Source organism: Nocardia sp. CC201C, assembly GCF_030010695.1.
Lineage (GTDB): Bacteria > Actinomycetota > Actinomycetes > Mycobacteriales > Mycobacteriaceae > Nocardia > Nocardia otitidiscaviarum.
In genome coordinates, this window is sequence record NZ_JASCXP010000107.1 from 1 (window position 1) to 18,438 (window position 18,438).

At 69.2% G+C, this 18,438-nt stretch carries 17 protein-coding genes and 1 pseudogene; 11 read left to right on the forward strand and 7 right to left on the reverse strand.

The features are described 5' to 3' along the window. A partial coding sequence (locus QK444_RS13900; protein ID WP_282780404.1) for an ABC-F family ATP-binding cassette domain-containing protein occupies window positions 1–1,784 on the forward strand: 1,784 nt, incomplete at its 5' end. A 199-nt stretch (window positions 1,785–1,983) separates the two neighbouring features. On the opposite strand, the gene QK444_RS13905 is transcribed toward QK444_RS13900, so the two are convergent. Continuing rightward, window positions 1,984–2,817, reverse strand: coding sequence for an Abi-alpha family protein (locus QK444_RS13905; protein ID WP_282780406.1), 834 nt, complete (start codon window positions 2,815–2,817; stop codon window positions 1,984–1,986). Then, a complete protein-coding gene (locus QK444_RS13910) occupies window positions 2,808–4,148 on the reverse strand; it encodes a hypothetical protein (protein WP_143979365.1) in 1,341 nt (446 codons plus the stop codon). Before QK444_RS13910 ends, QK444_RS13905 begins: the two co-directional genes overlap by 10 nt. Before the next feature lie 362 nt (window positions 4,149–4,510). On the opposite strand from QK444_RS13910, the gene QK444_RS13915 reads away from it, so the two are divergent. After that, a complete protein-coding gene (locus tag QK444_RS13915; protein WP_282780409.1) occupies window positions 4,511–5,389 on the forward strand; it encodes an Abi-alpha family protein in 879 nt (292 codons plus the stop codon). Window positions 5,390–5,497: 108 nt separating this feature from the next. Then, complete coding sequence (locus QK444_RS13920; protein ID WP_282780411.1) at window positions 5,498–6,016, forward strand: nuclear transport factor 2 family protein; 519 nt, start codon at window positions 5,498–5,500, stop codon at window positions 6,014–6,016. 187 nt (window positions 6,017–6,203) lie between these two features. On the opposite strand, the gene QK444_RS13925 is transcribed toward QK444_RS13920, so the two are convergent. After that, a complete protein-coding gene (locus tag QK444_RS13925; RefSeq protein WP_282780413.1) occupies window positions 6,204–7,826 on the reverse strand; it encodes a peptide chain release factor 3 in 1,623 nt (540 codons plus the stop codon). Window positions 7,827–7,920: 94 nt separating this feature from the next. Further along, entirely contained in the window at window positions 7,921–8,373 is a 453-nt protein-coding gene (locus QK444_RS13930; protein ID WP_282780435.1) for a VOC family protein, read from the reverse strand. Between the two features lie 550 nt (window positions 8,374–8,923). Between QK444_RS13930 and QK444_RS13935 the strand changes: the two genes are divergently transcribed. Together QK444_RS13935 and pth are read left to right on the forward strand one after the other, a co-directional pair. Next, window positions 8,924–9,532: a 50S ribosomal protein L25/general stress protein Ctc gene (locus tag QK444_RS13935; RefSeq protein ID WP_282780415.1), complete on the forward strand. Its 609-nt coding sequence runs from the start codon at window positions 8,924–8,926 to the stop codon at window positions 9,530–9,532. 21 nt (window positions 9,533–9,553) lie between these two features. Then, complete coding sequence (gene pth / locus QK444_RS13940) at window positions 9,554–10,135, forward strand: aminoacyl-tRNA hydrolase (protein WP_143979369.1); 582 nt, start codon at window positions 9,554–9,556, stop codon at window positions 10,133–10,135. Window positions 10,136–10,202: 67 nt separating this feature from the next. Here pth and QK444_RS13945 read toward each other — a convergent pair whose 3' ends face one another. After that, a complete protein-coding gene (locus QK444_RS13945; protein WP_282780418.1) occupies window positions 10,203–11,102 on the reverse strand; it encodes a LysR family transcriptional regulator in 900 nt (299 codons plus the stop codon). A gap of 94 nt (window positions 11,103–11,196) precedes the next feature. On the opposite strand from QK444_RS13945, the gene QK444_RS13950 reads away from it, so the two are divergent. From QK444_RS13950 to QK444_RS13960, 3 genes are read left to right on the forward strand one after another with little or no spacing between them, the layout of a single operon-like run. After that, entirely contained in the window at window positions 11,197–11,781 is a 585-nt protein-coding gene (locus tag QK444_RS13950; protein ID WP_282780420.1) for a flavodoxin family protein, read from the forward strand. After that, on the forward strand, window positions 11,778–12,215 hold the full coding sequence (locus QK444_RS13955; RefSeq protein ID WP_282780422.1) for a nuclear transport factor 2 family protein: 438 nt from the start codon (window positions 11,778–11,780) through the stop codon (window positions 12,213–12,215). The genes QK444_RS13950 and QK444_RS13955 overlap by 4 nt, the downstream gene beginning before the upstream one ends. A 1-nt stretch (window position 12,216) precedes the next feature. Then, entirely contained in the window at window positions 12,217–12,432 is a 216-nt protein-coding gene (locus QK444_RS13960; protein WP_282780424.1) for a 4-oxalocrotonate tautomerase family protein, read from the forward strand. An 80-nt stretch (window positions 12,433–12,512) separates the two neighbouring features. Here QK444_RS13960 and QK444_RS13965 read toward each other — a convergent pair whose 3' ends face one another. Next, window positions 12,513–14,183, reverse strand: a complete 1,671-nt coding sequence (locus QK444_RS13965; protein WP_282780427.1) for a fatty acyl-AMP ligase — start codon at window positions 14,181–14,183, stop codon at window positions 12,513–12,515. A gap of 108 nt (window positions 14,184–14,291) precedes the next feature. Then, window positions 14,292–15,479, reverse strand: a complete 1,188-nt coding sequence (locus tag QK444_RS13970) for an aminotransferase class V-fold PLP-dependent enzyme (protein ID WP_282780429.1) — start codon at window positions 15,477–15,479, stop codon at window positions 14,292–14,294. A 183-nt stretch (window positions 15,480–15,662) separates the two neighbouring features. Between QK444_RS13970 and egtA the strand changes: the two genes are divergently transcribed. The 3 genes and pseudogenes from egtA to QK444_RS13985 all read left to right on the forward strand — a co-directional run. Then, the gene (gene egtA / locus QK444_RS13975; protein ID WP_282780431.1) at window positions 15,663–16,961 is read left to right on the forward strand and encodes an ergothioneine biosynthesis glutamate--cysteine ligase EgtA; all 1,299 of its coding nucleotides are present in this window, start codon (window positions 15,663–15,665) and stop codon (window positions 16,959–16,961) included. After that, window positions 16,958–18,298, forward strand: a complete 1,341-nt coding sequence (egtB, locus tag QK444_RS13980; protein WP_282780433.1) for an ergothioneine biosynthesis protein EgtB — start codon at window positions 16,958–16,960, stop codon at window positions 18,296–18,298. The genes egtA and egtB overlap by 4 nt, the downstream gene beginning before the upstream one ends. Then, window positions 18,298–18,438 (forward strand): annotated as a pseudogene (locus tag QK444_RS13985) (ergothioneine biosynthesis protein EgtC); the annotation flags it as partial. The gene egtB and the pseudogene QK444_RS13985, both read left to right, overlap by 1 nt.

Genomic DNA, 18,438 nt, shown 5'->3' on the forward strand with positions numbered 1-18,438 from the left:
CGCTCGGCATCCACGAGGGGGACCGGATCGGGGTCGTCGGCCTCAACGGCGGCGGCAAGACCACGCTGCTGGAGGTGCTGACCGGGATCGAGCAGCCCGACAGCGGCCGGGTGAGCCGCATGGGCGGGCTGCGCATGGCGGTGGTCACGCAGCGCGGGGTGCTGCCGGACGGGGCGACGGTCGGCGAGGTGGTGCTGGCCGGGCTGGCGGAAGACCGGGCGGCGTGGGCATCGTCCGGCGGTTCGACGGGAGATGCCGGTCGCGCGCCGGGCGGCCCGGACGTCGTGGCCGAGCACGAGTGGGCGTCCGATCCGCGGATTCGCTCGGTGGTCGAGGGCATCGGAATCGCCGACCTGGGCATGGACACGCTCGTCACGAATCTCTCCGGCGGCGAACGCCGCCGGGTCGCACTGGCCGCCGCGCTGGTGCGCGATCTCGATCTGCTGGTGCTGGACGAGCCCACCAACCACCTCGACGTGGAGGGCGTGCAGTGGCTGGCCCGGCATCTGCTGGCCCGGCGCAGCGCGCTCGTGGTCGTCACCCACGACCGCTGGTTCCTCGACACCGTCGCCACCCGCACGTGGGAGGTGGTGGGCGGCAAGGTGGAGACCTATGAGGGCGGTTACAACGACTGGATCTTCGCGCGCGCCGAACGGGCCCGGCAGGCCGACGCCGCCGAGGCGCGGCGGCAGAATCTGGCCCGCAAGGAACTGGCGTGGCTGCGGCGCGGCCCGCAGGCGCGCACCTCCAAGCCGCGTTACCGGGTGGAGGCCGCCGAGGCGCTCATCGCCGATGTGCCGCCGCCGCGCGACACCGTCGAACTGGCCTCCTTCGCGCGTAAACGCCTGGGCCGCGTGGTGATCGAGCTCGAGGACGTCACCCTCGCCACCCCCGACGATCGGGAGCTGGTGCGCGATCTGACCTGGCGGCTCGCGCCCGGTGAGCGGGTGGGCCTGGTCGGCGTCAACGGCTCCGGCAAGACCACGCTGCTGCGCGCCCTGGCCGGTGACGCGGACCCGAAGGCGGGTAAGCGGATTCAGGGGCAGACCGTCCGCATCGGCTGGCTGCGCCAGGAACTCGACGACCTGCCGCTGGGTATGCGGGTGCTGGAGGCGGTGCAGGATGTCGCGCAGCGAATGATGCTGGGTGACAAGGAGATCTCGGCCGGTCAACTGGCCGAGCGGCTGGGCTTCACCCCGGCCAAGCAGCGCACGCCGGTCGGCGACCTCTCCGGCGGTGAGCGGCGTCGGTTGCAGCTCACCCGCATTCTGATGAGCGAACCGAATGTGCTGCTGCTCGACGAGCCCACCAACGACCTCGACATCGACACCCTGCAACAGCTCGAGGATCTGCTCGACAACTGGCCGGGCACCCTGGTGGTGATCTCCCACGACCGCTACCTGATCGAGCGCATCTGCGATTCCACCTGGGCGCTGTTCGGCGACGGCAAGCTCACCAATCTGCCCGGCGGCATCGAGGAGTACCTGCGCAAGCGCGCCGCCTCGACCGAGGCCAGGAACACCCCCGCCAAACCCGCCGCTCAGGCGAATACCACGGCTCCCACCACGGATGCGGCCGCCTACCGCGCCGCCCGCAAGGAGCTCGCCAAACTGGAACGTTCCATCGAGAAGCTCACCGAACGCGAGCAGAAGCTGCACACCGCCCTCGCCGCGGCGGCCACCGACCCGGACAAGCTCATCACCCTGGGCGGCGAGCTGAAGCAGGTGCAGGCGGAGAAGGACGCGGCGGAGGAACGCTGGCTCGAACTGGCCGACAACGCCTGAGCCAGCCGATCACCCGCCTGAGGCAGCCGATCACACGTCCCCCCGGCCGCTCATCGGTGGCGACCGCGGGCGGTGGCCTTCGAGCGTCTGCCAGATACCGGCAGCCGCTTGGCAATGTCGCCGTGGGCCGCTCCGGTCGGCTGCTGCCGCGAACGACGGTGGGGTGGCGGCGGAACCGTGGCGGGCTTTCGGTGGCGACCTACAGCGCCTGGTCCAGGCTGGGGACCGGGAGGCAGGTGCGCACGAAGCCGCCGCCGAAGCTGGTGAGCTCGATGGTGCGGTAGAGGACCTTGGTTCCGAAACCGGTCCGCTTCAGCAGCTTTCGCGCCTCGGGGAGGGCCTCCAGCAGCTGGTACCGGTTGGGGTTGCCGAGCGGTTCGCGGCCCAGGTCGATCAGGCCCAGACGGCGCAGATTGGTGAGGTATTCGTCGGTGCGGTTGGGGTAGCGCAGGCCCGCGTCCTCACCGAGCAGGTTGAACCAGCCGCCGCGGGTACCGGCGGTGCGGCTGACGCGGATGTCCATGGCGGGCTGCGGCCCGTCCAGGTAGAGGAATCGAACTATCCGGGCCTCGTCGGGGGCCAGCTCACCGAGAATGCGGGCGTAGGCGGGATGGCTCTCCTCGGCCCCGTGCAGGTCGGCCGACTGCCGTAGGAGTTCGGCTCCGCGCGCCCGCAGGGCGGTGACCGTGGCGGTATCGGGCACCGGCTCCGGTCCGGGCGTGGGATGCACCCCGAGCGCCTGCCGTAGTGAATCCCGCACCTGCGCACCGGCTTCGGTCAGGATGGTGCGGGGCGGCTGCCCGGACATGCTGCCGCGCAGTACGGTCCCGGTGACGCCGAGCGCGGTGCCGACGCCCCAGGCCGTCACCTCCGTCAGCGCGGACCACGCCACTCGCACCACGCCGGTGGTGGTGCGCACGGTGCTGGTGCGCTCGGGTTCCGGCACGACCGGTACGGGAGGTGTCGGTCGTACGGCGAGTTCGGTCGAGTACTCCCGATCGTCGCCGTCCGCATCGGATTCGCTCAGATCCATGTGGTCGCTACTCCTGTTCCGAAGACCAGGATGTGAGCGTAGCCCGCGAGCAGCCCGAGCGCGCCGCCATGGACGAACAAAAGCCATTCGTCTTGTTTGATGGCCGATCGCAGCATGTCCACGAACTCGGGCGGGCTCAGCGCCGACATTTGTTTGGCGATGTACTCCGAGACCTGTTTGCCCTGTTGCACATTGAACGACGGGTCGGCGAAGGCGATGGGCGCGATGCGCGTGGCCTCGGCGGTGAGGGTCGACTGGAGGGTGTCGTACTCGCGGCTGCCGAGCATGAACTTGACCGCGCCCTTGGCCGGACCGAGCGCCCGGTCGGCGGCCGGGCGCAGCATGTCCTCCAGCATCTGTACGGTCCGGTCCGAGCGCGGGCCGTTGAGCAGCTCGTCACCGATATTGGCCACGGTCATGATCTCCCGCGATACCAATTCCGCATAACCCTCGGTGATTTCGGGCTGTCGCTTGATCAGCAGGCCCTGTCGCCACGGGCACCACCACTTCGGGTAGGCGGGTTCGAAGATCAGGTTGATGCCCACCCAGTTCACCACCCAGCCGATGATGACGCCGCCGATGGGGAGCACCACCCAGGTGTTCAGCCAGCCGATCTCGTAGATCCGGCCGGTCTGCAGGATGGCGACCAGGACCAGGCCCATGGGTGCGCCGAAGTAGAAGCCGAAATTCTGCATGAACCGCAGTTCCTTGGCGCCCAGCACCTGGAAAACACTGTTCAGCAACTGCGGCCGCGCTTGGAAGTAGCGAATCACCATCTGCTTGACGTCGAGCAGTTGATCGATGTTGGCGCCGAGTTCATCGGTGAGCTCCCGCAGAATCTCGGGCAGCTGCTGCCGGACGCGTTCGTGAATCAGCTCCCGAACCTGCGTGGGCAGGTTGTACCAGAGTTGCGGATGTTCCCGCTTCAAGATCTCTTCAACGATGTCGCGGATCTGAACTTCCGCTATTTCGGTCAGATGTTCAGCCAGTTTGTCGGGTTCCAGTTCCCGATAGAAGTCCGCTACGCTCCCGAGTTTGGCCAACCCCTTGTCCACCGCGATGGACGCCATCTTGTCCGCACGTGACGGAACGATCCCCTGCCAGCCCATCCGCCCGTCGTACTGCAGCAGTGGCAGCACCTGAATTCGCTTGGGCAGGTACGGAAACAACGCCGCCAACCCAGGCATCCGGATGCCGTGGAAGTTGAGCGGTTTGAACAGCATCAGCACACCGGTCCAGTTGGTGATGTAGCCGATGACCCCCGTGAACAACGGAATAGTAATGATCTCCAGCAGAATGGTCGGGTGGATTCCGAAAACACTCTCTAGCACGACACCCTCCTGCCGACCCCTACCGGTACGAGCCGCTGTACCGGCACGCTCAAGTTAGCACCCCGTCGGCAGTCGGACCTTACTGTCGATTCAGGTAGCGGGTCCACCCGCGGGTTCGCCCGCGCCGAGATCTCGGTCACAAACACCCACCCCGATGTGTCGTCGCGCGGACGCTGCCGCCACAATGGCGGGGACCACAGCCATATCCCATTCGGTTGACGGTGTCGGGGGTCATGTTGGGCGGGTGTCGCCGGGCGAGGACGGGGTAGCCTTCGCATGGCTGACCGGTTCACCGTGCCTGGGGTCTGTCGGCGGCATAATCTGTGAACGGTTTCGTTCACCTGGCGAACTTCGGAGTAGACGTGGCAGACGACAGGACCGGGCACGCGGTGGTCCGTCCGGGTTCCCGTGCCGTGGAGCGCAGCTCGGATGTGGAGCAGCGTCAGATCAGCAATGAGGCGCGGCTGATTCGCGGGGCCTTCCGCGCTGCCGGACTGGCGGTCGGCACGGCGGTGCGCAGCGGGCAGTGGGCGGTCGACACCTCGTTCGAGATCACCAAGCAGCTCACTCAGGCCGCGTTGGACGGCGAGTCGTCGGCCGATATCGCCGAGCGCACGGGGGCGGCGCTGCGGTCCATCGCGCGCAGCGCGCTCGGCGTCACCGAGGGGTCGGTGCGCGAGATCGTCAGTTATGTGCCCACACCCGCGGGGCCGGCGCAGCAGGCGCTGCCCGTCAACGGCAGCCTCATCCGCTCGGCCAGCGCGGACGATCTGCGTCGCCGCGGCGACGCGCTGCTGGCGCGCTCGGCGGATGTGTACTTCACCGAGGACGTGCATCCGGCCTACGACCGCATCCTCGACGAGCTGGCCCCCGACGAGGCGCGCATCCTGCGGTTCATGGCCTTGAACGGCCCGCAGCCGTCGGTGGACGTGCGCACCAACCGGCCGCTCGGCATCGGTTCGGAGCTGGTCGCGGGCGATCTGACCTCGGTCCCCGAGCAGGCGGGCGTGCGCTATCCGGACCGATCGCGCCTCTATCTGATCAACCTGAACCGGCTGGGCCTCACCATGACCTCCGACGATCCGGTGGTGCTGAGCCGCTACATGGTGCTCGAGGTGCAGCCGGTGGTGGAGGCGGCCCTGAAGAAGGCCGGACGGGTGCCCAAGATCGTGCGGAAGAGTCTGCGGCTGACCGAGTTCGGCGAGGACTTCTGCCACACCTGCTTCAGCATCGACTCGTGACCGCCGATCCGGCATTCGATACCGCTGGGATGCCGGGGCGATAGCGAATCGGTACAGATCTGCGCCAATCGGCGAGAATCCCGTATCCGTGATGGGATTGTGGGAGGTATGGACGCCGATGCCGTCGCCGCGATCAGCCGGCTGAAGTTCCGCTACCTGCGCGCCCTGGACACCAAGGCGTGGGACGAGTTCGCCGACACCATGGTCCCGGAGGCGACCGCCACCTACAGCGAGTACCTGCAGTTCGAGTCCCGCGACGCCTTCCTCGCCTTCATGCGGAACACGCTCGGACCACACGTCATCACCGAACACCGCTGCGACCACCCGGAGATCGACGTCGACGGCGATACCGCCACCGGCACCTGGTACCTGGCCGACACGGTGCTCATTCCCGGCCACAATATGCTGCTACGCGGGGCGGCCTTCTACACCGACGAGTACGTGAAGTGCGAGGACGGGGTCTGGCGGATCGCGCACACCGGCTACGAACGCACCTACGAGGTGGTGCTGTCGCTGTCCGATCTGCCCAGCCTGCGGCTCACCTCCAGCCGCTGGGGGCTCATCGCCCGCGAACCCGCGGACGCCAACCGCACCGAGCCCAGCCCGCCGGAGGCGACCATGGGCTGAGCGGCCGCCTGTCGTGCCGACTGCTCGCGCTCTCACTCGCCTGAGGTGACCGTGGGCTGAGCGATCTCCGGTCGTGCCGACTGCTCGCGCTCTCACCGCCTGAGGCGACCAAGTGGGCTGACCGACCGCCCGTCGCGCCGACGGCCAGCGCTCTCATTCAACCGGCGGCGGGCAATGGCGGGCGAGCCTACTCCGCGCCCGCGACCAGGGGCTCCAGCGTGAGTTTCGGCAGCTCCTTCTGGATGTACTGCAACTTCCACTTGTCGCCGAACAGCGCCAGCAGGACGCCGTCGCTGCGGGTGAACACCTCCACGCCGCGCTGGCGGGCCAACTCCGGGGCCGATTCGGCGTCGGTGCGGCGGGCCAGCGAGTAGGGGAGGCGGTCGAGCTGGGTCTCGACATTGAATTCCGCCTGCATGCGGGCGGTGACGACCTCGAACTGCATCGGCCCGACGGCGGCCAGCACCGGGGTGGCGTCGCCGCGCACGTCATTGCGCAGCACCTGCACCACGCCCTCGGAGTCGAGCTGGTCGATGGCCTTGCGGAACTGCTTGTACTTGCCCGCGCTCCGGGCGCGCAGGGTGGCGAAGTGCTCCGGCGCGAAGGACGGGATGGGCGGGAACTCCACCTTCTTCCCGGCGAAGAGGGTGTGGCCCGGGGCCAGCGCGTTGGCGTTGACGAGGCCGACCACATCGCCCGGGTACGCGGTGTCGACGGTGGTGCGTTCGCGGCCGAAGACGGTGAGCGCGTACTTGGTGGCGAAGGGGCGGCCGGTCTGGGCGTGCGTCACCACCATGCCGCGCTCGAATTCGCCGGAGACCACGCGCATGAAGGCCAGCCGGTCGCGGTGCGCGGTATCCATTCCGGCCTGCACCTTGAACACCACGGCGCTGAACGGATCGGTGGTCTCGCGTGGCGTGCCCGTCACGTCTTTGCGGGCGGCGGGCGGCGGGGCGAGCCGCACCAGCGTCTCGAGCAGTTGGCGCACACCGAAATTCAGCATGGCGGAGGCGTAGATGACGGGGGAGGTGTGGCCCGCGAGGAACAGCTCCTGGTCGTGGTCCTGACCCGCGGCGGAGAGCAGTTCGCTCTCCTCGGCGGCGGTCACCCAGACATCGCCTTCGCGCTCGAGGGCCTGCTCCGGGGTGTAGTGCTCCTCGGGCGCGATGGTCGCGCCGCCCGCGGTGCGGGTGAAGTGGATGTACTCGACGGGAGCGCCCTCCTCGCCGCGCCGCAGCAGGCCGCGGAAGTCACCCGCGATACCGACCGGCAGGAACAGCGGCGTGGGGGTGAGGCCGATCCGGTCCACGATCTCGTCGAGCAGTTCGAGGGGGGCCTGACCCGGCCGGTCCCACTTGTTGATCACGGTGACGACCGGGATGCCGCGGTCGCGCGCCACCTGGAACAGCTTGAGCGTCTGCGGTTCCAGGCCCTTGGCGGCGTCGATGAGCATGACCGCGGCATCGACCGCGGTGAGTACGCGATAGGTGTCCTCGGAGAAGTCGGAGTGGCCAGGGGTGTCCACCAGATTGATCACGCAGTCGCCGTACTCGAACTGCAGGGCGGTCGAGCTGACCGAGATGCCGCGCGCCTTCTCCATCTCCATCCAGTCGGAGACGGTCGACTTGCGCCCGGACTTGCCGTGGATGGCTCCGGCCTCGGAGATCACCTTGGCGTGCAGGGCGAGAGCCTCGGTCAGCGTGGACTTACCGGCGTCGGGATGCGAGATCACCGCGAAGGTTCGCCGCCGCGCGACCTCGTCGGCCAACCGTCGCGGGACGGCGTCGGTCGGGGTGGTCGGGGAAGTCACGGGAGCTCCTTCGAGGCATCGGCAACCGCTCCAGGGTAGCGGCCCCGGACCACCATCCCGCCCGTGGGCTGGACTCCTCGCCCCCCCGAGAAGATCAGGGGGAACTGGTGGCGGGGTCTACTGGGCCGCCGCCGCCACCGGTTCCCCCTGCGTGCGAGGAGGGGCGGGGGTGGAGGCCGAGCCGGGTGAGGTTGGCGGTCAGGGTGAGGCAGAAGGGGTGGCCGGCTGGGTCGAGGAGTACGCGGAAGCGTTCGGGGGCGGGTTGTTTCGCGACCGGGGTGGCGCCGGCCAGGACGGCTTCGGCTTCCGCGGCGTCGAGGTCGTCCGCGCCGAGGTCCAGGTGGATCTGCTTGGGCAGGGCGTCCTCGGGCCAGGTGGGCGGGCGGTAGTCCTCGACGCGGGTCGCGGATATCAGCAGATCGCCGACCCGGGCCACCGCGACGGTCGCGGTGGAGTAGGTGATCTCCCCGCCGAGCAGTGTGGACCAGAAGGTCGCCAGTGCGGCGGGGTCATCGCAGTCGAGGGTGATGGATCCCAGGCGCGCCATACTCACCCCCGCGATTCTAGGCCGCGCCGATCCCGGGCCTGGATCCCGCGAGCGGGCGTGGACAGCGGGCGTTTCCGCTGTCCGCCGGGGCCGGGCGGGGCATGCGGTGACGGCACGCCGGGGGGATAGGGTCGCCGCACTTGTCGTGCGCAGCGGGCGGGATGGCGGTGTGCCATGCGGCCGGAAAGGTACGCGAGATGGGGGCGACGGTGCGGTGGCGATACGGGGTGGGCGGACGGGTGCGCGGTGAAGAGACCGACCGGTTGAGAAATTCGGGGTGCGGGTCGCGCGCGAGGGATCTAGGCTTCGAAGTGGCGCGTGTGGCATGTCCCGGGACGGGGGTGCGTTTTCGGGGTGCGTTCGGCGCGTGTTAATCTCTTCGGGTTGTCTCGGCGAGGGTGTTGGCACCTGTGCCCACCGTGATCGACGCGGCTCGGCTATCGGCCGTCCATGTTCGTTCTCCCTTGCCGGACGAGCAGACCAACACCAACCGGGGATGGGTCCCCTGGTGTGCAGCCGACAGAGTCCGAGCCGTAGGAGTAGACCTCTCATGTCCGACGCCAACCTTCTCGAAGCCACCGTACGCACCGAGTTCGGCAAGGGCGCCGCGCGTCGCACCCGTCGCGACGGCAATGTTCCCGCCGTGCTGTACGGCCACAACTCCGATCCGCAGCATCTGGCCGTGAACGCCCAGGCGTTCGCCGCCATCCTGCGTGAGCACGGCACCAACGCCATCCTGAGCCTGGACATCGCGGGCAAGAAGCAGCTGGCGATGACCAAGTCGGTGGTCGTGCACCCGATCCGCCGCTACATCGAGCACGCCGACCTGCTGGTCATCAAGCGCGGTGAGCGCGTCGTCGCCGACGTGCACGTCACCCTGGTCGGCGAGGCCGCCGCGGGCACCCTGGTCACCCAGGAGGCCACCGTTCTCTCGGTCGAGGCCGACGCCATGAAGCTGCCCGAGTCCATCGAGGTCTCCGTCGAGGGCATCGAGGCCGGCACCCAGATCACCGCCGGCCGCATCGAGCTGCCCAAGGGCGTCACCCTGGCCGGTGATGCCGATGCGCTGATCGTCAACATCATCGCCGCCCCCGCCGCCGAGGCCGCCGAGGGCGAAGCCGAGGCCGAGGGCGAGGCTGCCGCCGAAGCCGCCGAGTAATACTGCTCCGCAACGGTTCACATGACCGAGGCAACAGCCGGGCCCGCGCTGGTGGTCGGACTGGGTAATCCCGGACCCGAGTACGAGCGCACCCGGCACAATGTCGGTTTCCTGGTCGCCGACGTGCTCGCGGGGCGCGTCGGCGGTCGTTTCACCGTGCACAAGAAGTCCGGCGCCGACCTGTTGGAGGCGCGCCTGGACGGGCGCAAGGTGCTGATCGCCAAGCCGCGCACCTTCATGAACCTGTCCGGTCGCCCGGTCGCCGCGCTGGCCCGCTTCTTCTCCGTGCCCGCGACCGAGGTCATCGTGGTGCACGACGAACTCGATCTGCCGTTCGGCACGGTGCGTTTGAAGCGAGGGGGCGGCGAGGGCGGCCACAACGGCCTGCGTTCGGTCTCCCAGTCGCTCACCACCAAGGACTATCTGCGGGTGCGCTTCGGCATCGGCCGTCCGCCCGGCCGTCAGGACCCCGCCGATTTCGTGTTGAAGCCCTTCTCCGGCCCGGAGCGCAAAGAGGTCCCGGTGATCGTCGAGCAGGCCGCCGACGCGGTGGAACTGCTGCTGCGCGTCGGCCTGGAACCGGCGCAGAACCAGCTGCACTGAGTCGATCGGTCGGGGGTTCTTGGGCCGGGACTGATGGGCCGGGCCCGTTCGGTCGGGCTCGACCGGATCAGCGTCTTCCCATCTGCTCGATCACCAGCTCCACGAAAGTCTCTACGGGCGCGGATGTCTCATCGTGCCGGGTGGCGCAATACCAGGTGCGCCGCTCCGGTACGGCTCCCACACGGACCGCTGTCACATCACTGCGCTCGCGCGTCCGCTCGGCCACCCAGGCGGGCATGACCGTCACCGAATCGCCCGCCGCGACGAGTTCGATGATCACATCGAATCCGGTCGCCACCGTGGTCAGCCGACCGTAGCGCGCGCCCTCCGGCACCGGCAGCGGTGGCGCCGGAATCCGTTGCTGATCATAGGAATCCGGTAGCACCAGGTGCACGTCGTCGAAATCGGCCACGGTGACGTGATCGCGCCGCGCCCATGGATGATGAGCCGCCACCACCGCGCGCATCTCGTCGTCGAACAACCGCTCCAGCCGCACTCGGTCCATGCGGCGATCCAGTTTGGCGATCATGGCGACATCGAGCCGATCCTCGAGCAGCGCGTCGATCATCTCGTCATCGCGCACGGTTTCGATGCGAACCTCGGCGTCGGGCATGCGCTGGCGAAAACGGGTGAGCACCAACGGCATCCACTCGTAGCTGGCCGCGCACTGGGAGGCGATGCGCACCGGCCGGGTGCGGCCCGCGCCGAGTTCGAGCAGATCCATACGCGCCGAACGTAATTCGCCGAGAGCGCTCCCGGCGGCCTGGAGCATGCGCCGACCGGCGTCGTTGGGCACCAGATTCCGTCCGCGCCGGTCGAACAGCGGCAGGCCGAGGCGGTCCTCCAGGCGTAGCAGCCGCTGACTCAGTGCGGGCTGGCTGACGTAGAGGTGGCGGGCGGCCGCGGTCAGGGTGCCGTGGCTGCCGAGCGCCTCCAGCAGTTCGAGATCGCGGATATCGACATCCATAACTTCAGCTTATATCCGATATCCAAACTATGTCGTGGTGTTATCGCTGTGCGGTTCCTAGCGTTGATCTCACCACCAGTTGAAAGGAACGCGTATGAGCACCATCGCCGTCGTCTACCACAGCGGCTTCGGCCACACCCGCCAGCAGGCCGAGGCCGTACGCCGGGGCGCGGCGGCGGTACCGGGCACCGAGGTCACCCTCGTTTCCGTCGACGAGTACGACTCCGCCTGGGCCGCCATCGACGCCGCCGACGCCATCATCTTCGGCACCCCCACCTACATGGGCGGACCGTCGGCTCCCTTCAAGGCGTTCCTGGACGCGACGTCGGGCCGGTGGGCGCGGCAGCAGTGGCGGGACAAGCTGGCGGCGGGATTCACCACCTCGGCGGGGGTGAGCGGCGACAAACTGGCGACCTTGCAGGCGCTGGCGCTGTTCGCCATGCAGCACGGCATGGTGTGGGTGGGGCTCGGCCTGCTGCCCGGCGACTTCGAATCCGCCGACGACCTCAACCGCATCGGCGGCTTCCTCGGGGCCATGGCGCACGCGCCCGCCGACGCCGCCCCCGAGATCGCGCCAGGGCCGGGCGATCTCGCGACCGCCGAACACCTGGGCCGACGCGTCGCCGCCGCGGCGATGCGGTGGACGGGCGACCGCTCGCTTGCGCGGGTCGGCTCATGAGCACCGGGAGAACGGCGACCTCCGGCGGCGACCGGGCACGAGATCACGCGGCGGCGGGCGGCGGTGCCGAGGCGGGTATCCGGGAGGCGCTGCGGCTGTACTTCGACGGGCTCTACTACGGTGATACCGCCCTGCTGGACCGGGTCTTCCATCCGCAGGCGATCTACGCCACCGCCACCGAGGGGCCGCTGCTGCGGCTCACCATGGACGAGTACTTCCCGGTCGTCGCCGCCCGGGAAGCGCCCGCGGCCCGAGGCGACGAGCGGCGCGACCGCATCCTCGGGGTCGAGTTCGCCGGTCCCGTCACCGCCCTGGCGCGCGTCGAATGCGCGCTCGGGGCCAAGCATTTCACCGATCTGCTCACCTTCGTTCAGGTGGACGGCCGCTGGCGGATCATCGCCAAGGTGTTCCACTACGACCTCGTGGAGAACTGATATGCCCTACGTCAACATCAAGGTCACCGATGAGGGTGTCACCCGCGCGCAGAAGGCGGAGCTCATCGCGGGCGTCACCGACCTGCTGAACCGGGTGCTGCACAAGGACCCGGCCACCACCTTCGTCGTGATCGACGAAGTGGCCCTGGAGGATTGGGGGATCGGCGGACTTCCGGTGCCGGAGTACCGGAATCGAGATCGTCGTCGTGACGGCTGATTCCGGAGTGGACGGTAGGGGGCGGCCGGAATCGGTTCGGCGTCCGACCGTCGGTGCGTGTGCGTGACTGTTCGCGGCGTTCAGTCGGGCGCTGGCGATTCCGCAGGGCGGGACAGCGTGGCGGTGGCGGAGCGACGGAGTTTGCCGGATGAGGTCTTCGGCAGCGCCCCGGGGCCGAGTACGGTCACGCTGCGCGGGCGCACGCCCACCTCGGAGAACACGGCGTGCACCACCTCGTGCTCGATACGCCGCACCTCCTCCGGATGCTGGTGCTCGTTGCTCTCCACCACCACGGCGAAGCTCTCGCGCTTCTGGCCCGCGTCCAGGCGCACCGCCACCGCATTGCCGGGGCGAACGCCGGTGACCCGCATGGCCGCTCGCTCGATATCGGTGGGGAAGATGTTGCGGCCGCCCATGATGATCACATCCTTGATGCGGCCGCACACCACCACCAGATTCTCCTCGGTGAAATAGCCGATATCGCCGGTGTCGAGCCAGCCGTCCGCGTCCTGCGCGCTGCGGAAGCCGTCCACGGTGACATAGCCGGAAGTCACCGCCGGACCGCGCAATTCGATGACGCCCACCGAGCGCACCGGCAGCGGCTGCCGGTCGGCGTCCACCACCCGGCCCTCCAGATTGTCGACCAGATAGCCGAGGGTGGGCAGGCGGCGCAGATTGCCGTAGTGGTGTTCGGGATGCCGGACGGGGACCGCCTTGCCGATCGCCTCCAGCAGGTCGGCGTCGACGATGTCGACCACCTGTCCGAGGCCGGGATCCGGAATCGACACGGCCAGCGTGGTTTCGGCCATGCCGTACACGGGGGTGAGCGCCATGGGGTTGAGTCCGAACCGTTTACCCGCGGCGGCCAGGGCGTCCATGGTATCGGGATCGACCGGTTCCGCGCCGTTCCACATGTAGCGCACACTGCTGAGATCCACCGCGCCGTCCGCGGCCATCCGCAGTTTGCGGGCCAATAGCGAGTAGGCGAAATTAGGTGCCGCGGTGACGGTTCCCCGATACGTGGAAATCAGTTCCGCCCACAGCATCGGTCGCCGCAGGAAGTCCAGCGGTGTCACGCACACCACTTCCGCGCCGAATTGCATCGGCACACTGAGGAATCCGACCATTCCCATATCGTGGAACAGCGGCAGCCAGCTGACCATCACATCGTCGTCGAGTTGGAATTTCACCCGATCGAACATGGCGTAGGCATTGACGAAGAAATTCCCGTGCGTGATCCGCACCGCCTTGGGCGAACCCGTGGATCCGGAGGTCAGCTGCTGCAATGCGATATCCGATTCCTCGGTGGGCAGCGGATCGGTATCCGCACCGTCGCGCAGCTCGTCCATGAGCACCACCGCTATCCCGCGTTCGACCAGCAGCGGCGCGGCGGCCTCGAAGGGCGCGCCCAAGACGACGGCGCGGGCGTCGATCATGCGCAGCACCGTCTCGGTATCGCGCGCCCAGAGTTCGAGATCGGTGCGCGGCGTCGGCTGGTGCAGCATGGTGATGGACGCCCCGCGCATCCAGACGGCCTGGCAGGCGGGGGCGATATCCACCGGCATCCCCGCCAGCACGCCCACCGCGTCCCGGTGCCCGATGCCCGCGGCGGCCAGCCCGCCCGCCATTCGCCGGGCGATGGCATGGATCTCGCCCCAGGTCTGGCGCAGCGGGGCATCCGGCTCACCGGTCACCAGCCCGCGAACCGATGTCCGCGCCGTCGCATACATTTCCTCGGTGAACCGGCTCACGTCGCACTCCCTCACCCTGTCTCCGCGGTCGGGGACACTCCCACTATCCCGCCGACACGCGGGTCTGTTAACCCGGTTTCGCCCAACAGGAGGGTGTACGTCGGCGTGTTACCGATTGGTTCGTTTCGTGAGTGTCGTGACCGCTGCGACGAATCGGTCCAGGTCGTCGAAGCTGACGAAGCAGTGCGGCGCGGCGCGGACCACCGCGCGCAGGTCGCGGGCGGTCATATCGAGCAGGGTGGATCCGCGCTGGCTCACGGTGACGGTGACCGATTCGGCGGCGAGCCGATCGCGCACGTCCGCGGGCTCGTAACCGGCGACGGTGAAGGACACGATGCCCGCGTGCTGGGTGCCGCGGTCGTGCACGGTGACACCGCCGATCTCGGCCAGTGCCTTGCGCAGGTACTCGGCGCGTTCGGCGATGGCCTGGTAGACCTGGGCCGGGCCGAGGTCGAGCAGGTACCGCACGGCCGCGCCCAGGGCGAGGCGGGCGGCCACGTCGCACTCCCAGAACTCGAAGCGCTTCGCCCCGTCGGCCAGGCGGTAGTCGTGCGGCGCGGTCCATTCGGCGCTGTGCAGATCCAGGCGGCCGGGTTCCATGGTGGCCGCGAGTTCGGGGCGCACGTACAGGAAGCCGGTGCCGCGCGGGCCGCGCAGCCATTTGCGGCCGGTGGCCGACAGCGCGTCCACCTCGAGTTCGGCCACGTCGAGGGGGAGCTGCCCGGTGGACTGGCAGGCGTCCAGCAGCACCAGCGCGCCCGCCCGGTGCGCGATGCGGGTGGCGTCGGCGACGGGGTTGACCAGGCCGCCGTTGGTGGGCACATGCACCAGCGACACCAGCTTCACCCGCTCGTCCAGCATGCTCGCGAGGGCGTCCAGATCGAGTTGGCCGCTGCCGTCACCGGGGATGGCCTCCACCGTGGCCCCGCTGCGGCGGGCGCGCTGGAGCGCCGCGATGGCATTGCTGCCGTAGTCCGTGCCCGAGATGAGGATGCGGTCGCCCGGCCCCAGCGGCACCGAGTAGAAGAAGTCGCTCCACGCCCGGCTGGCGCTGTCGCTGAGGGCGATGGCGTCGGCGTCGGCGTTGATCAGCGCGCCGATCGCGGTCTTGACGGCGTGCAGGTCGTCGAGGCGTTCATTGGCGGCGCGGTAGCCGCCGATCTCCGCTTCGCGGCGCAGATGGGCGATGGCGGTGTCGACGACCGTGCGCGGCGGCAGGGAGGAGCCGGCGCTGTCGAGGAATACCTGCCCCTCGCAACCGGGGGTGTCGGCGCGCAATTCGGAGAGATTCAGCATGTCATCGACCATATCGACTGGTCCGGAAAGACCCGTTCGTTTGGTCGGAATCAGACATGATGGTGACTCGGAATCAACCGTCCGGCCTGCGGTGTTCCCCATTTCGTCACTTTTGGTGTCGGACACCGTCGCTACTCTGGTTTGGTCGGCGTGCGTCGCCCCGACCCGAGAGCGGAGGTTGACATGGCTGTGACCGCATCCCGCACGAAGCCGCCGGGCACGGTGCTCACGGATGCGCGTGCGGATTCCGCACCCGAGGTGGGGCTGTCCTCCCGGGCCGCGGCCGAGGCGTATATCGGAGGTGTCTGCTTCAAGCTCGGTCCACCGGCGCTCATCGGGGCCGAACTGGAGTGGCTCACCGCCCGGGGTGAGTGTTCGGCCCGTGATTCGCGTCCGGACCCGACTGTGCTCGCGGACGCGCTGGGACCCTATGCGCCACAGTCCATTTCCCCCGATTCTCCGGCCGTCGAACTGCCCGGGGGAAGCCGGGTCACCCTGGAGCCGGGTGGCCAGATCGAATTGTCCAGCGCCCCTTTCCCGAATGCCGCGGAACTGTGTGAGCGCCTGCGATACGACGCCTCCCTGCTGCGGGAGCTGCTCGAATTCCGAGGTATCCGAACCTATTCCGCCGCCGCCGACGCCGAGCGCGCGGCCCGGCGGGTGCTGCGGCTGCCGCGTTACCGCGCCATGGAGCGGGCCTTCGCCGGTATCGGGCCCTACGGCCTGCTCATGATGTGCAATACCGCCGCCACCCAGGTCAGCGTGGACGCGGGGGCCGATGCCGCGGAGGTCTCGGCCCGCTGGACCGCCCTCTACACCATCGGTCCGGCGCTGGTCGCCGCCTTCGCCTGTTCTCCGGCGCTGCACGGCGCGCCGCAGGGGGAGTGGGCGTCGCAGCGGATGCGCACCTGGCTGCGGTTGGACAATCCGCGCACCCGGCCGCCGGTGCACGAATGGGCGGATCCGGTCAGCGGTTACGCGCGCTGGGCCCTCGATGTCCCGCTGCTGTGCGTGCGCTGCGACGGCGGGGACTGGTCGGCGCCACCGGAGGCGACCTTCGCGGACTGGCTGTGCGGTGCGCTGGACGACGAGATCGGGCGGCGACCCGATCTCGCCGACCTCGACTACCACCTGACCACGCTGTTCCCGCCGGTGCGGGCCTCCGGGCATCTGGAGGTCCGGTATATCGACGCGCAGCCCGGTGCCGGGTGGACGGTGCCCATCCACGCCGTGGAGGCACTGCTGTCGACCCCCGCCGTGGTGGCGGAGGCGACGGCCGTGGCCGCACCGACCGCCGGGCGCTGGCCCGAGGCCGCGCGCGGCGGACTGGACGATCCGGAACTGCGGACGGCCGCCGTGGAACTGCTCGAACTCGCCGCCGCGCACGCCGCGACACCCGAGGCCGCCGCGGAACTCGCGGCGGCGGCGCGGCGCAGCGCGCGAGGTATCAGCCCGACCGAGGAATTCGGAGCTCTCTCATGACGATTCACCTACCCGGCAGCGATCGCGCCGAGACCGAACGGCTGCGCGGACGGATCGCCGACGTGCTGGAACGGGCCCGGCGGCGCACCATCGCCCTCACCGACTGCGTGGACGAGGCCGAACTCGTGGCCCAGCATTCGCGCATCATGAGCCCGCTGGTGTGGGATCTGGCGCATATCGGCAATCAGGAGGAACTCTGGCTGGTCCGCGATGTGGGCGGGCGCGAGCCGGTGCGCGCCGATATCGACGAACTGTACGACGCGTTCAAGCACGCGCGAGCGAATCGTCCGGCGCTGCCGCTGCTGTCGCCGTCGGAGGCCCGCACGTACGTGGGCACCGTGCGGGACAAGGTGTGGGATGTGCTGGACCGCAGTCCCTTACACGGTGGTGAGCTGGTCGAGCAGGGGTTCGCGTTCGGCATGATCGCCCAGCACGAGCAGCAGCACGACGAGACCATGCTGGCTACGCATCAGCTGCGGACGGGGGAGGCGGTGCTCTCGGCACCACCGGCACCGTCGGCGCGGGTGCCGGTGAGCGGGGAGATCGTGATCCCGGCGGGCGAATTCCACATGGGCACAGACACCGATCCGTGGGCACTGGACAACGAGCGGCCCGCGCATCCGGTGTGGGTGCCGGGCTTCGCCATCGACGCCGCGCCGATCACCAACGAGCAGTATCTGGAGTTCATCGCCGACGGCGGCTACGACCGGCCCGAGCTGTGGTCCGAGCGCGGCTGGGCGCACCGGATCGAAGCCGGGTTGGTGGCACCGCAGTTCTGGGAGCAGGACGGCGGCGGCCGGTGGTGGCGAAGGGTTTTCGGCACCATGGCCCCGGTGCGGCCGCGGCAGCCGGTGGTGCACGTGTGCTGGTTCGAGGCCGAGGCGTACGCCACCTGGGCGGGCAAGCGACTGCCCACCGAGGCGGAATGGGAGAAGGCGGCCCGATTCGATCCGAATACCGGCCGCTCCCAGCGCTATCCGTGGGGCGAGGACGAACCCTCCGAGGCCACCGCCAATCTCGGGCAGCGGTACCTGGAACCGGCGGAGGTCGGCGCGTATCCCGCCGGTGCGTCACCGCTCGGCGTCCACCAGCTCGTCGGTGACGTCTGGGAGTGGACCGCCTCCGGTTTCGACCCCTATCCGGGTTTCCGCGCCTTCCCCTATCGCGAATACTCCGAGGTCTTCTTCGGGGGTGACTACCGGGTGCTGCGCGGCGGCTCCTTCGGCGCGGACCCGGTGGCCTGCCGCGCCACCTTCCGCAACTGGGACCACCCCATCCGCCGCCAGATCTTCTCCGGCTTCCGCCTGGCCCGCGACCTGCGATCGGACGACCGCTGATGTGCCGCCACATCGGCTACGTCGGCCCGTCGATCCCCGTCGGCGACCTGCTCACCCGCGGCCCGCACTCCCTGCGCACCCAGTCCTGGGCACCCCGCGACATGCGCGGCGGCGGCACCATCAATGCCGACGGCTTCGGC

What these genes read in the sequence shown, in the direction of transcription:
- QK444_RS13905 (WP_282780406.1), bottom strand. Translation starts at nt 2,817, where the DNA reads ATGGATCTGAGCGAATCCGATGCGGACGGCGACGATCGGGAGTACTCG.
- QK444_RS13920 (WP_282780411.1), top strand. Translation starts at nt 5,498, where the DNA reads ATGGACGCCGATGCCGTCGCCGCGATCAGCCGGCTGAAGTTCCGCTAC.
- QK444_RS13930 (WP_282780435.1), bottom strand. Translation starts at nt 8,373, where the DNA reads ATGGCGCGCCTGGGATCCATCACCCTCGACTGCGATGACCCCGCCGCA.
- QK444_RS13935 (WP_282780415.1), top strand. Translation starts at nt 8,924, where the DNA reads ATGTCCGACGCCAACCTTCTCGAAGCCACCGTACGCACCGAGTTCGGC.
- pth (WP_143979369.1), top strand. Translation starts at nt 9,554, where the DNA reads ATGACCGAGGCAACAGCCGGGCCCGCGCTGGTGGTCGGACTGGGTAAT.
- QK444_RS13945 (WP_282780418.1), bottom strand. Translation starts at nt 11,102, where the DNA reads ATGGATGTCGATATCCGCGATCTCGAACTGCTGGAGGCGCTCGGCAGC.
- QK444_RS13950 (WP_282780420.1), top strand. Translation starts at nt 11,197, where the DNA reads ATGAGCACCATCGCCGTCGTCTACCACAGCGGCTTCGGCCACACCCGC.
- QK444_RS13955 (WP_282780422.1), top strand. Translation starts at nt 11,778, where the DNA reads ATGAGCACCGGGAGAACGGCGACCTCCGGCGGCGACCGGGCACGAGAT.
- QK444_RS13960 (WP_282780424.1), top strand. Translation starts at nt 12,217, where the DNA reads ATGCCCTACGTCAACATCAAGGTCACCGATGAGGGTGTCACCCGCGCG.
- QK444_RS13970 (WP_282780429.1), bottom strand. Translation starts at nt 15,479, where the DNA reads ATGCTGAATCTCTCCGAATTGCGCGCCGACACCCCCGGTTGCGAGGGG.
- egtA (WP_282780431.1), top strand. Translation starts at nt 15,663, where the DNA reads ATGGCTGTGACCGCATCCCGCACGAAGCCGCCGGGCACGGTGCTCACG.
- egtB (WP_282780433.1), top strand. Translation starts at nt 16,958, where the DNA reads ATGACGATTCACCTACCCGGCAGCGATCGCGCCGAGACCGAACGGCTG.